The sequence below is a fragment of the Nonomuraea sp. NPDC052116 genome (assembly GCF_040680035.1).
Lineage (GTDB): Bacteria > Actinomycetota > Actinomycetes > Streptosporangiales > Streptosporangiaceae > Nonomuraea > Nonomuraea angiospora_A.
Window position 1 is genome coordinate 13,600 of the sequence record NZ_JBFAWA010000040.1, and the last position, 12,597, is coordinate 26,196.

General features: G+C 72.8%; 13 protein-coding genes. 5 read left to right on the forward strand and 8 right to left on the reverse strand.

Annotated elements, in window-relative coordinates:
* Positions 1-61: 61 nt before the first annotated feature.
* Positions 62-1,420 (reverse strand): hypothetical protein, encoded by a 1,359-nt coding sequence (locus tag AB0L65_RS50490; RefSeq protein ID WP_364262116.1) that lies wholly within the window; start codon positions 1,418-1,420, stop codon positions 62-64.
* A gap of 454 nt (positions 1,421-1,874) precedes the next feature.
* Between AB0L65_RS50490 and AB0L65_RS50495 the strand changes: the two genes are divergently transcribed.
* On the forward strand, positions 1,875-2,936 hold the full coding sequence (locus tag AB0L65_RS50495) for a helix-turn-helix transcriptional regulator (protein WP_364262119.1): 1,062 nt from the start codon (positions 1,875-1,877) through the stop codon (positions 2,934-2,936).
* A 20-nt stretch (positions 2,937-2,956) separates the two neighbouring features.
* Here the strand turns inward: AB0L65_RS50495 and AB0L65_RS50500 are convergent, their stop codons facing one another.
* The 4 genes from AB0L65_RS50500 to cobF all read right to left on the reverse strand — a co-directional run bounded on the left by AB0L65_RS50500 (position 2,957) and on the right by cobF (position 5,959).
* Positions 2,957-3,823 (reverse strand): SMP-30/gluconolactonase/LRE family protein, encoded by an 867-nt coding sequence (locus AB0L65_RS50500; RefSeq protein WP_364262122.1) that lies wholly within the window; start codon positions 3,821-3,823, stop codon positions 2,957-2,959.
* 126 nt (positions 3,824-3,949) lie between these two features.
* Positions 3,950-4,552 carry a superoxide dismutase gene (locus tag AB0L65_RS50505; RefSeq protein WP_355200306.1) on the reverse strand — a complete coding sequence of 201 codons (603 nt, stop codon included), beginning with the start codon at positions 4,550-4,552 and terminating at the stop codon, positions 3,950-3,952.
* A 52-nt stretch (positions 4,553-4,604) separates the two neighbouring features.
* Entirely contained in the window at positions 4,605-5,033 is a 429-nt protein-coding gene (locus AB0L65_RS50510) for a transcriptional repressor (RefSeq protein WP_364262125.1), read from the reverse strand.
* Positions 5,034-5,209: 176 nt separating this feature from the next.
* Positions 5,210-5,959 (reverse strand): precorrin-6A synthase (deacetylating), encoded by a 750-nt coding sequence (cobF, locus tag AB0L65_RS50515; RefSeq protein WP_364262128.1) that lies wholly within the window; start codon positions 5,957-5,959, stop codon positions 5,210-5,212.
* A 62-nt stretch (positions 5,960-6,021) separates the two neighbouring features.
* Here cobF and AB0L65_RS50520 point away from each other — a divergent pair, with 62 nt between their 5' ends.
* Genes AB0L65_RS50520 through AB0L65_RS50535 form a run of 4 tightly spaced genes read left to right on the forward strand, consistent with a single transcriptional unit; the run spans position 6,022 to position 9,141 of the window.
* Positions 6,022-6,408 carry a TIGR03618 family F420-dependent PPOX class oxidoreductase gene (locus tag AB0L65_RS50520; protein WP_364262131.1) on the forward strand — a complete coding sequence of 129 codons (387 nt, stop codon included), beginning with the start codon at positions 6,022-6,024 and terminating at the stop codon, positions 6,406-6,408.
* Entirely contained in the window at positions 6,405-7,619 is a 1,215-nt protein-coding gene (gene cbiE / locus AB0L65_RS50525; protein ID WP_364262134.1) for a precorrin-6y C5,15-methyltransferase (decarboxylating) subunit CbiE, read from the forward strand. Before AB0L65_RS50520 ends, cbiE begins: the two co-directional genes overlap by 4 nt.
* On the forward strand, positions 7,616-8,371 hold the full coding sequence (gene cobM / locus AB0L65_RS50530; protein ID WP_364262136.1) for a precorrin-4 C(11)-methyltransferase: 756 nt from the start codon (positions 7,616-7,618) through the stop codon (positions 8,369-8,371). The genes cbiE and cobM overlap by 4 nt, the downstream gene beginning before the upstream one ends.
* Positions 8,356-9,141 (forward strand): cobalt-precorrin-6A reductase, encoded by a 786-nt coding sequence (locus AB0L65_RS50535; RefSeq protein WP_364262138.1) that lies wholly within the window; start codon positions 8,356-8,358, stop codon positions 9,139-9,141. The genes cobM and AB0L65_RS50535 overlap by 16 nt, the downstream gene beginning before the upstream one ends.
* Here AB0L65_RS50535 and cobJ read toward each other — a convergent pair.
* From cobJ to AB0L65_RS50550, 3 genes are read right to left on the reverse strand one after another with little or no spacing between them, the layout of a single operon-like run.
* Positions 9,132-10,610: a precorrin-3B C(17)-methyltransferase gene (cobJ, locus tag AB0L65_RS50540; protein ID WP_364262141.1), complete on the reverse strand. Its 1,479-nt coding sequence runs from the start codon at positions 10,608-10,610 to the stop codon at positions 9,132-9,134. The genes AB0L65_RS50535 and cobJ overlap by 10 nt on opposite strands.
* Before the next feature lie 5 nt (positions 10,611-10,615).
* Positions 10,616-11,236, reverse strand: a complete 621-nt coding sequence (locus AB0L65_RS50545) for a precorrin-8X methylmutase (protein WP_350727429.1) — start codon at positions 11,234-11,236, stop codon at positions 10,616-10,618.
* Positions 11,233-12,558, reverse strand: coding sequence for a precorrin-3B synthase (locus tag AB0L65_RS50550; RefSeq protein WP_364262143.1), 1,326 nt, complete (start codon positions 12,556-12,558; stop codon positions 11,233-11,235). The genes AB0L65_RS50545 and AB0L65_RS50550 overlap by 4 nt, the downstream gene beginning before the upstream one ends.
* Positions 12,559-12,597 lie beyond the last annotated feature (39 nt).

A 12,597-nucleotide genomic window follows, 5' to 3' on the forward strand; every position in this document is an offset into this window, starting at 1 on the left:
TCGTCCGCGTACGGACGCAGGACGAGGACGCACTTCCCCGGCCCGCCCTACCGGGCCCCTCCTATGACGTCATCCGGGTGAACTGGCTGATCGCCCCACGCGCGTGAACACCCAAGCTGTAGACGACCTGCAAATTGGCGGGAGCGAGCACCGGGCCGGCGTGGTTCATCACCCCTGTCAGCCCGATCGGGCGGCACCATTGCGGCAGGCCCTCCCCCATGCACCCGGCGTACGTCAGGTCCCCTTGGGCGGAACGGCGCAGGTGGGTGACTGCTCCCCACGCGAAGGCCTGGCCCTGGATGCTCCCGTAGACGCTCGTGCCGTCGGCGCTGACCGCCACGTCGACGTACTGGCCCTGGGGACCGGCGGCACGGCACCCTGCGACGTAGCCGATGCAGCCCCAATAGGCGATATCGCCGGTGGTGGTGTCGCGGTGCAGATGGGTGACGCCACTCGGTCCCGACACATACAGGCTGTCGCCGGCCTGGGTGATCGCGCCCTGGGTGATGCCGAGCAGGCCGTCGGTGACGGGGATCGCGCAGCCGCCGACCCCGGACTCACCCACACAGCCCGCCTCCGTGAGCGAGCCCGTGGTGAGGTCTCGCCGGAAGTGCGTCACCGAGCCGGGCCGCTGGGCCACGACGTAGAGGCTGCGCCCGTCGGCGCTGACGACGACGTCGCCCGAGGATGTCATGACGCCGGTACGGCCGATCGAGGTGCAGCCCGGCGTCGCCTCCCCGATGCAGCCACTGAAAGCGAGGCGACCAGTGGCACCGTCGCGCCGCAGGTGGTAAACCGCGCCCTTGCCGCCACCTGCCGCGTACAGGTACAGGTCGCGGCCGTCCGCGGTCGCCGTCAGCGCGTTCTGCGAGGTCGCCCAGGGAGCGAGCCCGGGCAGGGCCGCCACGCTGCCGCACGACGGGTCCCAAACGCAGAAATCCGTCACGAGGTCGCCGTTGGCCGCCGTGCTGAAGCCGACCACGGCGGCGGGAGTGGACACGTACGCGTGGACGCCCGCGATCACCACAGAGCTGGCCGCGTACAAGCGGCCCGGGACCTCCTCGTTGCCCACCTTCGTCGGGCGGCACCCCGCAAGACCACCCATGCAGCCGGTGAGGGACAGCGTGTCGTTCGCGGCCCGGCGGAACGTGGAAATCGCCGGCTGCGCCGTGCCCGACCCGCCATCGCCGCCGGCCACGACGTAGACGGTGCCTCCGTTGCCCGACAGCGTCGCCGCCGACGCCCAGTCCAGCGGATTGACCGGGCCGATGTCCACGGCCCCGGGCACGTTCCGCGCGATCGTCCGGACGAAGACGAGGTCGCCCACCGCTGCCTGCGCGCTGGTGGGCAACCCCACGATCAATGTCAGTGCCGCGGCGATCCCCGCGGCACACCGTCTTGTACGGCCAAGTGCCAGCACGTTGCGCTCCTTTCGTCACATCGACGATCGGAGATGGCCTTGCTGTTGGGAACGCGCCCCGAATTATCCGTACAAGACCGTACAGGAGCCGGCCGTTTTCGCCACCCGCCACAAAGACCGGCCCGAGGCCGTCGCCCTCGGCGGTCGCCGAGTCGCACGTTGTTCACAACTTAGGTAAGCCGCGCCGTTGTTCGTCGCGGTGATGGCGCGTAAGGCGATAGGGCCGGAAACCCATGGGCGACGCGGCCCGCGCCATATCTTGGCGCATGACAATCACATCGACTTCCCGACGGACCTAAAATAAATAGTCGGCCGCGCCAATCCCTTCTATAGCAACAAATTCCCGCACCTGCTCAAATGCCGCCCATCAACTCAGCACACCCCGATTGCCGCAAAATCACGGGAAGGCCCGAAACGCAATGGTCGACACTCGCAGCATCAGAGCTGAGACCGGGTGACGGACGGCGAGGGGCGAATCGCCCGTGAACTACATGCGGCGCTCGGTCCGCCCGCCACTCCGGCCGACGTGGGCGCGGCGATCTCGCAGATCGTCGGACGCCAGGTGCCGCACGACGCGCTCCGGCTGGTCGCCCTGAACCCGGCGATCGGCATGGGCCTGGGCGCGTTCAGCTTCTGGCACGAATACCAGCCCGCGCTGATCAGCGCCCTGGTGCTCAACGGATATCTGCACGGCGACCCGTGCCCGCTGCCGGCCCTCGCCCGGCAGAGCCTGCCGGTGTGCGTCGTCGGAGCGGGCGCCGGCGACGGCCGGCGCAACACGCTGATCCGGCGGGTCCTGTCCGCCCACGGAGCCGGCAGCGAACTGCGCCTGGTGATACGGGACCGCCATGGGGTGTGGGGCCTGCTCGGCCTGCTTCGCGCCGAGGGCGCCAGGCCCTTCGGGGAGCGGGACTTCCACCGGATCCAGCGACTCGCCCCTGCTCTGCCGGCGGCGTTGCGCGGATACGTGACGGCCGGCCCGCTGACGCCCACCGTCCCGGCGCTGCCGACGGGGGTCATCACGATCAGCCCTGACCACACGGTCCGCTCCATCTCGCCCCAGGCAGGGGCATGGGTGCGGCAGATGTGGCCAGCCGCCGGGAGCGGGGTGCCTGACTGGATCGCCGACGCGTTCTGGGTCGGCCTGTCGCTGCACGTACGGGCGCATACTCGCGATCCGCGCGCCTGGACGCCGCTGATCTGCGCGCCGGCGGCGAATTTCGGGCGCTGGATATTGATCCATGGCCAGCCGCTGGACGAGAACGGCGACAGCGACGTGGCCGTTCTCATTCAGGCGGCAGGCGGCAAACTGCTGCTGCCGTCATTCTGCGATTGGTACGGCATCACCACCGGCGAACGCCGGGTCATCGAATGCCTCTACGCCGGGGCGTCGGCGAAACAGATCGCCCGAATTCTGGACCTGTCCACCTACACCATCAACGACCACTTGAAATCGGTGTACCGCAAGACCCGGGCACAGAGCCGGGACGAACTCATCGCGGCGATCGCCGGCTGACCGCCGTTCCAGGACGCACATCACGGCCAGCCGGCCCCAGGCACCTCGACCTCGACCGTGAGCACCTGGCCGGAGCCGGGCACGACCAGGTCGGACGCGGTCATGCCCTGCCACTCGGCCGCCACGACGAACAGCGTCCTCCCGTCCGGCCCGCCCAGAGCACAGGCGAAGCCGCCCCGGTCGAGCTCGACGCTCTGCAGCGCCTTGCCGCCTTCGGCCACGCGTACGCAGCGCCGGTTGGGCACGTCGGCGTACCAGACCGCGTTCTCCTCATCGACGCAGATGCCGTCCGGGGTGCCCTCGCCGAGTTCGGCCCAGACCCGGCGGCCGGACAGCGACCCGTCCGCCGCGATGTCGAAGCCCACCAACTGGTGGCGGTAGGAGTCGGCGACGATGAGGGTGGAGTTGTCGGCGAGCACCGCCATCCCGTTCGGGAACGCGATGTCGTCGGCCACCTGCCGCACCGCCCCGCCGGGCGTGACCAGGTGGACATAGCCAGGCTTGAACGACTCCCCCGCCATCGGGTCGAAGCCGCCGCGGTTGACGTAGGCGTTGCCGCGGCCGTCCACCACGATGTCGTTCCACCCGGCCAGGCCGAGATCCGCATGGGTGACCGGCGACCCGTCGCGCTCCAGGCGCAGCAGCCGGCCGTCCCGGGACGAGACGATCAGGAGCCTGCCTTCCGGCGACCACGCGGTGCACAGCGGCAACGACGCGACGCGCGCCACGACCTCGCTGTGACCCCCCAGATCGACGGCGATGACCTCACCCGCCGACCAGTCGGAGAAGTACAACCGGTCACCGTGCCACCGCGGCGACTCCACCAGCCCTCGACCCGTCAGCAGCGCCCTTGTCCCGCTCATCATCACCGCGTCCTTCTTCGTCATGAGACGTCGTCCCGTCGTCTTCCATACGAACGGCCGCCGATCAGATCGACAGATTGAGCGGCGCCCGCCCACCGGCCCCGCGGACCAAGCTCGGACCGGTGGGCAGGCGCCGCCGCCATCGGGACGTCAGGCGCCGCGGGCGGCGTCGTAGCGGGCGATGACGTCGTTCCAGTTGATCAGGCCCCAGAGCTTCTCGACGTAGTCCGGGCGCACGTTGCGGTACTGCAGGTAGTAGGCGTGCTCCCAGGCGTCGAACACCAGCAGCGGGGCGGTGTTCATGCCGACGTTGCCGTGGTGGTCGTAGACCTGCTCGACCACCAGGCGGCGGCCGAGCGGCTCCCAGGCCAGCACGCCCCAGCCGGAGCCCTGCACGGTGGCGGTGGCGGCGGTGAGCTGCTTCCTGAACGCGTCGAAGGAGCCGAAGTGCTCGGTGATCGCGTCGCCCAGCTCGCCGTCGGGGCGGTCGCCGCCGTCCGGGGACAGGTTCTGCCAGAAGATCGTGTGCAGGACGTGCCCGGACAGGTTGAACGCGAACGTCTTCTCCAGCCCGACCAGGCCGCCGAACTCGCCCTTGTCGCGCGCCTCGGCCAGCCGCTCCAGGGTGTCGTTGGCGCCCTTGACGTAGGCGGCGTGGTGCTTGGCGTGGTGCAGTTCCAGGATCTCCCCGGTGATCGCGGGCTCCAGGGCCGCGTAGTCGTACGGCATGTCCGGAAGGGTGTATTCGCCCATGGGCGTCTCTCCTCAAAAGATGCTACTTGCAAATATCTTGCAAGAACAATAATCATGCAAGTAGCGAACGTCGACATCGGCGGCAGTGGCCGCGCAGCACCTGGCCGACGGGGTCCATCACGAAGCCGGTGCTCTCCATGACTGATGCCTCCGCCGTGGCGAGGTGGTCCGCGGGGAGCTCGACGAGAACGTCGCAGCGGCGGCAGATCAGGTGGTGGTGAGGCGTCGTCGAGAGGCCGAAGAGCGTCTCACCGGCGTGGTCGACGCTGTGCAGGACGCCGCGGGCGGTCATCACCGTCACGTTCCGGTAGACGGTGGACACGCTGATCATCTCGTACGTGGAGGTCACCAGCCGGTGCAGGCGCGGCACGCTGAGGTGGGTCGCCGCGTCGCGCAAAGCGGTCAGGATCGTCAGCCTCGGCACGGTCCTGCGCAGGCCGAGGCGGGCCAGCGTCTCCCCGAGGTCCGCTTCGGCGCTCATGCCCACCCGGCCACGGTCGCGAACCCGCCCCACCCCGATGCGCCCAGCGCGACCCCCGAAACTCCGAACGCGGGCAGCTCGATGTGCGCCCCCTCCCCGTTACGCCTCCAGATGATCAGTTTGCAGTGAATATGCTCTTGCAAACAACGGGCGATTAAGCGACCGGGGACGGGCCGTCAGTGCTCCAGGCGACGCAGCAGGTACGTGTCCATGATCCAGCCCTTGCGGGCCCGTGCCTCGGCGCGCAGTTCGCGGATGCGGTCGCCGACCTCGGCCACCGGCCCGGAGACCAGGATCTCGTCGGGTGTGCCCAGGTAGGCACCCCAGTGGATGTGGAAGTCGTCGAGCCCCGCGAACGAGCAGTGGGCGTCGAGCATGACCACCACGTCGTCGGCGGTGGGGCCGTGCTCGGCCAGGCGCCGCCCGGTGGTGAGGTGCACGGGCCGCCCGACCTGGGTGAGGCCGGTGCGGTGGCGGGCGGTGAGCGCGGCCACGCTGCTGATCCCGGGGATGACCTCGTACTCGAATGTCACGTTGCCTCGCAGGAGGATCTCCTCGACGATGGCAAGCGTGCTGTCGTACACGCCGGGGTCGCCCCACACCAGGAACGCCCCGGTCTGGCCGTCGCGCAGCTCGTCGCGGATAAGCGCCTCGCAGGCGAGCGCGCGGCGCGAGCGCCAGTCCTCCACGGCTGCGGTGTACGCCGGGGTCGTCCGGTCCCGCTCGGGGTCGCGGGCCTCGGCGATCCGGTACGGCGCGCGGCCGTGCTCGGCGATGAGATCCAGCCGGAGCTTGACCAGTTCATGCTTGACCTCACCCTTGTCCACGATGAGGAACACGTCCGTGGCGCCGATGGCCTTGACCGCCTGCAGGGTGAGATGGTCGGGATCGCCGGCGCCGATACCGATGACGAGTAGCCGCTTCACCCGCAAGATTCTGCCAGAACGGCAGATATACGATATGCCTCGCAAATCACCCAAGGAGGGCCGTGAATCTCGTCGAACAGGGCGACGCCTTCGCCGCGTTCTGGCAGGAGCGGCACCTGTGCACGCTCTCCACCACGCGTCCCGACGGCCCGCCGCACGTGGTGCCGGTGGGCGCGACGCTGGACCTGGCCACCGGCATCGCCCGGGTCATCACCTCGGGCACCTCGGTCAAGGCCGGGCTCATCGGCGCCGACGGCGCGCCGGTGGCGCTCTGCCAGGTGGACGGCCGCCGCTGGTCGACGCTGGAGGGCCGGGCGGTGCTGCGTACCGAGCCTGAGCAGGTGGCCGACGCCGAGCACCGCTACGCCGCCCGCTACAAGCCGCCGCGCCCCAACCCGGCGCGGGTGGTCGTGGAGATCCAGGTGACGCGCGTCCTGGGCAACGTGTGATCACGGTCGTCGGCGTCGGCGCGGACGGCTGGGACGGGTTGTCCCCGGACGCGCGGCGCGCGCTGGAGGCCGCCGAGGTGCTCATGGGCGGGCGCAGGCAGCTCGACCTCGTGCCCGCGCCGGCCGCCGAACGCGTGGCCTGGCCCTCCCCGCTGCTGCCCGCGCTGCCCTCCCTCATGGAGACGTACGCCGGGCGCGAGGTGTGCGTGCTGGCCAGCGGCGATCCCCTGTTCTACGGCATCGGCGCCACGCTGGTGCGCTTGCTGGGCGCGGCGAACATCCGCGTGGTGCCGCACGTCTCGTCGCTGTCGCTGGCGTGCGCCCGGCTCGGCTGGCCGGTGGAGCAGGTGGACGTGGTCAGCCTCGTGGGCCGCCCCCCTGCCGCGCTGAACGCCGCCATCCTGCCGGGGCGGCGGCTCGTCGTGCTCGGCGCCGGCCGCGACTCCCCGTCCCTGGTGGCCGGGCTGGCGACCGGGCTCGGGTACGGCCCCAGCCCCATGACCGTCCTGTCGGACCTGGGCGCGGACTCGGAGAGCGTACTGACGGGGACGGCGGAGACCTGGGAATCACGGGAAGCCGCCCCCTCCGCGCTGAACGTGATCGCCCTCGAGTGCGTCCCCGCCCCCGGCGCCGAACCTCTCCCCCACGTGCCCGGCCTGCCCGATGCCGCGTTCGAGCACGATGGGCAGCTCACCAAGCGGGAGGTCCGCGCCGTCAGCCTGTCGCGGCTCGCCCCGCTGCCCGGGCAGACGCTGTGGGACGTGGGCGCCGGCGCGGGCAGCATCGCCGTCGAGTGGATGCGCAGCCATCCGGCGTGCGCGGCCGTGGCGATCGAGAGCAGGGCCGACCGCGCCGCCGCCATCGCGCGCAACGCCGACCGGCTCGGCGTGCCGGCGCTGCGGATCGTCGAAGGCAGGGCGCCGGCCGCGCTCAAGGGCCTGCCGGCGCCGGACGCGGTGTTCGTCGGCGGCGGCCTGACCGTGCCCGGGCTGCTGGAGACCTGCTGGGCCGCGCTGCGGCCCGGCGGCAGGCTGGTGGCGAACGCCGTCACCCTGGAGTCCGAGTCCGTCATGGCCCAGTGGTACGCCCGGCTCGGCGGCGATCTGGTCCGCCTGGCCGTACAGCGGGCCTCACCCGTCGGCTCCTTCACGGGCTGGCGGGCCGCGATGCCGGTGACCGTGTGGTCGGTCACCAGGAAGGACGTGCCGTGACCGTGTACTTCATCGGGGCGGGCCCCGGCGCCGCCGATCTGATCACGCTGCGCGGCCTGCGGCGGCTGCAGTCGTCGCCGGTCTGCCTGTACGCGGGTTCGCTCGTGCCCCGCGAACTCCTGGACGCCTGCCTCGTGGGAACCAGGCTCGTCGACACCGCGAACCTCACCCTCGACGAGATCGTGGTGGAGCTGCTCGCCGCCCACCGCGCGGGCCTGGACGTGGCGCGGCTGCACTCCGGCGACCCGTCGGTGTTCAGCGCGGTGGCCGAGCAGATGCGCAGGCTGGACGAGCTCGGCGTGCCGTACGAGGTGGTCCCGGGCGTGCCGGCGTTCGCGGCGGCGGCGGCCGCGCTGGGCAGGGAGCTGACCGTGCCCGGCGTCGGGCAGACCGTCATCCTGACCCGCACCTCGGCGCGGGCCACGCCGATGCCCGAAGGGGAGGACCTGAAGACCCTGGGCGCGAGCGGCGCCACGATCGTGCTGCACCTGGCCGTGCAGCGGATCGAGGCGGTGGTGGAGGAGCTGCTGCCCTCCTACGGGCCGGACTGCCCGGTGGCGGTGGTGGCCCGGGCCAGCAGGCCCGACGAGGTGATCCTGCGCGGCACGCTGGCGGACATCGCCGGGCAGGTCCAGGCGGCCGGGATCCGGCGTACGGCGGTGATCGTCGTCGGCCGGGTGCTGTCGGCCACGCAGTTCCCCGACAGCCACCTCTACAGCGCGGAGCGGGAACGGCCGTGCGACGGGTCCTGATCCTGGGCGGCACGGCCGAGGCGCGGGCGCTGGCCGCCGAGTTGTCCGGCGGGCTGTCCGACTGCGGCGTTCATGTGGTGTCCTCGCTGGCCGGGCGGGTGAGCAACCCGCGGTTGCCGGTCGGGGAGGTGCGCGAGGGCGGGTTCGGCGGGCCGGACGGGCTGGCCGCCTGGCTGGCGGCCGAGCGGATCGACGCCCTGGTGGACGCCACGCACCCGTTCGCGGCGCGGATGACGGCCTCGGCGGCCGAGGCGTCGGCGCGGACGGGCGTGCCGCTGCTGGTCCTGCGCCGCCCGGGCTGGCGGGAGGGACCGGGCGACACCTGGCAGCGCGTGCCCTCCCTGCACGCGGCCGCCGCACGACTGTCCGAGGCGGCCACACGACGGTCCGAGACCGCCGCGCGGCCGGGCGGTGGTCCGGTGCGGGTGTTCCTGACCACCGGCCGGCGGAGCCTGCCGGTCTTCACCGGTCTGGCCGGGGTGTGGCTGCTGGCCAGGTCCGTCGATCCGCCCGAACCGCCGGTCCCGGACCACGTGCACGTCCTGCTGGACCGCGGGCCGTACACGGTCGAGGGTGAACGCGCCCTCATCCGCGAGCACCGGCTGGACGTGCTGGTCACCAAGGACAGCGGCGGGCCGATGACCACCGCCAAGCTGGTCGCGGCCCGCGAGCTCGGACTGCCGGTGATCATGGTGGACCGGCCGCCACTGCCCGCCGGCGTCCGGCTGGTGGAGACCGCCGCGGACGCGGCCGCCTGGGCTCAGGGATAGCGGCGCGGCGTGTAGACGACGCCGCGCTCGGTGACCTGGGTCGTCGAGGAGCCGACGATCAGCAGGCAGCGCATGTCCACCTGCGCGGGGTCGAGCTCGCCGAGCGTGGTGACGGTGACGCTCTCCCGCTCGCCGCCGACGTCGCGCCCGATCACCACCGGGGTGGCGGCGTCGCGGTGCTCCAGCAGCAGGTCACGGGCGGCGGCGACCTGCCACGTACGGCTGCGCGAGGCCGGGTTGTAGATCGCCAGCACCAGGTCCGCCTTCGCGGCGGCGCTCAGCCGGCCGGCCACCACCTCCCACGGCTTGAGCAGGTCCGACAGCGACAGCACGCAGTAGTCGTGGCCCAGCGGCGCGCCGACCCGGCTGGCCACGGCCTGGGCGGCGGTCAGCCCGGGGACGATCCGCACCGGCACGTCCGGGAAGCCGGCCGCGGCCTCCAGCACGGCGCTGGCCATCGCGAACACTCCCGGGTCGCCGGAGGACACCACGGCCACCCGCGCGCCGTCGCGGGCCAGCTCCAGCGCGTGCCGGGCGCGCTCGGCCTCCACCCGGTTGTCGGTGCGGTGGCGGCGCTGGCGCGGGTTCGGGGCGACGCGGTCCACGTACGGGCCGTACCCGACGAGGTCGGTCGCCGCCGCCAGAGCTTCCTGGGCCTCGGGCGTGAGCCATGGCCGCCCGGCGGGCCCGAGGCCCACCACGACCACCTCGCCCCGGGTCTCCGCAGCGGGCGGTTCGGGGACGAAGGTCCGCTCGGCGGGGCTGGCGAGCAGGGCCAGCGAGAAGTACGGTACGCCGTCGGCGTCCACGTCCTTGAGCGGCGCGACCCGTTCGGCTCCCATGGTGGCGCGCTCGACGTACCAGGCGTCGTCCAGCCGACCGGCCTCGGCCAGCGCGTCGCGGACCTTCTCGAACGTCCGGCCCAGCTTGAGCACCGCCGCCGAGTCGGTGCCGCGGAGCCTCTCCGCCAGCACCTCGGCGGGCAGCGTGCCGGGCAGCACGGTCAGCACCTCGTCCCGCTCCACCAACGGCCGGCCCAGCACGGCCGAGGCGGCGCTGACGGAGGTGACGCCGGGCACCACCTCGGTCGGGTAGCGGTGGGCGAGCCGCTTGTGCATGTGCATGTACGAGCCGTAGAACAGCGGGTCGCCCTCGGACAGCACGACCACGGTCCGGCCCGCGTCCAGGTGGGCGGCCAGCCGCTCGGCGCAGTCGGCGTAGAAGTCGTCGAGCGCGCCCTGGTAGCCGCCGGGGTGGTCGGTGGTCTCCGTGGTCAGCGGGTAGAGCAGCAGCTCCTCGATCTGGCCTTCCTTCATGTACGGCAGCGCGATCGAGCGGGCGATGCTGCGGCCGTGCCTGGCGGCGTGGTAGGCGATCACGTCGGCCTCGCCGATCAGCCGGGCCGTCTTGACCGTGACCAGCTCGGGATCCCCGGGACCGAGCCCGACCCCGTACAGCCGTCCCGTCATCGCCATCACTCCGTCTCGTTCGCGATGGCGTTGACCGCCGCCGCCGTCATCGCACTGCCGCCGCGGCGGCCGTGCACCACCAGATATTCCAGGTCGCTGTCCGCCAGCGCCCGCTTGGACTCGGCCGCGCCGATGAACCCCACCGGGATGCCGAGCACGGCGGCGGGCCGGCCGGCGCCCTCGGCGACCAGTTCGAGCAGCCGGAACAGCGCGGTCGGCGCGTTGCCGATGGCCACCACCGCGCCGTCGAGGCGGTCGCGCCACAGCTCCAGCGCGGCGGCGCTGCGCGTGGTGCCGAGCCGTTCGGCCAGCTCCGGGACGCCGGGGTCGCCCAGCGTGCACACGACGGCGTTGTCCGCGGGCAGCCGGCGCCGGGTCACGCCGGAGGCGACCATCTGCGCGTCGCACAGCACGGGCGCGCCCCTTCGCAGCGCCGCGCGCGCCCGGACGACCACGGCAGGCGACCAGTCCAGGTCGGTCACGAGGTCGGTCATGCCGCAGGCGTGGATCATCCGCACCGCCACCTGCGCGACCTCGGGCGGCATCCCGGTGAGGTCGGTCTCGGCACGGATGGTCGCGAACGAGCGCCGGTAGATCTCGGCCCCGTCGCGGATGTAGTCGCTCACTGATGCCTTTCCTGGTATCCGTCGCCGGTGGCGACCATCTGGACGACCCGGCCGCGCGGCAGCCCGCAGCGCCGCTTGCAACCGGCCCAATGCACGGGCGTCTCCGGAGGGCCGTCCAGGGTCGCCACCCAGCGCCGCGCGTCCTCCTGGACGTCGGCCAGGGACTTGGCGCAGCCCGGACGGCCGGTGCAGGCGCTCACCCCGGCCCACGGCGACGCCGGGTCCGTCACCAGCCCGGCCGCCTCCAGCATTCGCGCCGCCCGGCCGGCGGCGGCGGGCGGCAGGTCGAGGAGTACGACGGTCCGCCACGGCGTCAGCCGGATGGGCACGTCGGCAGCGTCTCCCGGGTCGGCCGCGCCGGTGGCGTCTCCCGGATCGGGCACGCCGGTGGCGTCTCCCGGACCAGGCGCACCATCGGCACTCCCCGGATCGGGCGCACCGATGGTGCCGGCCGGGCCGTTCACCTCGGCCGCCGCGGCGATGGCGCGTGCCTGGGCGGCGGACAGCCGTCCGAGCGGCACCACGACCTCCAGCGCCACCCGCCCGTCGCGCTGCTCGATTCGCCCGGCGTGCGGCTGGTGTCCGGAGTGGGCATCGGCGGCGCGGTCGGCGGTGCCGGTGTGGTCGTGGGGGGCGGTGTGGTCGCGGGAGGCGGTGGTGGTGTGGAGGCGGGTGGCGATGCGGGCGGGGCCGTTGTCCAGCTCCGCGATCCGCCACGCCCCCCGATCCCCTTCCGGCCGTTCGTCGAGGAACGCCTCGGCGGCGGCGATCATGCGTTCGGCCGCCGCGTCCGCCCCCACGGCGAGCCCGATGTCCACGCCCGCCAGCAGCAGCCGCCCGTCGAAGAACGTGACGTCGGCCCCCAGCGCGAGCATGTCGCCACTGCCCTCGTCCACCGCGAACAGGAACCGCCCCGGCAGCCCGGCCAGCCGGGGCCGCGAGCACAGCGCCCGGTCCAGCGCCGCCACCAGGGGCTGCGGATCCAGCAGGCCGGGGCCCGTGCGACCGCCGAGCGGCGAGGCCACGATGTTGCGTACGCGCTCGTGCGCCTGCGACGGCAGCAGTCCGGCGGCGGCGATCCGCTCGGCGAAGGCGGCGGGTGAGCGCAGGCCGCGCACCTGGACGTTCGCCCGGGAGGTCAGCTCGATCACGTCCGAGCCGAGGTCGGCCGCGCAGGCGGCCAGCTCGCGCAGCCGGGCGGGTGAGATCGCGCCGCCGGGCAGGCGGACGCGGGCCAGCGGGCCGTCGGCGGCCTCGTGCACCTGTAGCGCCCCCGGACAGGCGTCGGGGCGCATACGTCCGGAAAAGTCGGCTATGGACACGATCAGGATGGTAACGCCACTTCTGGCGGGGGTCGCTCT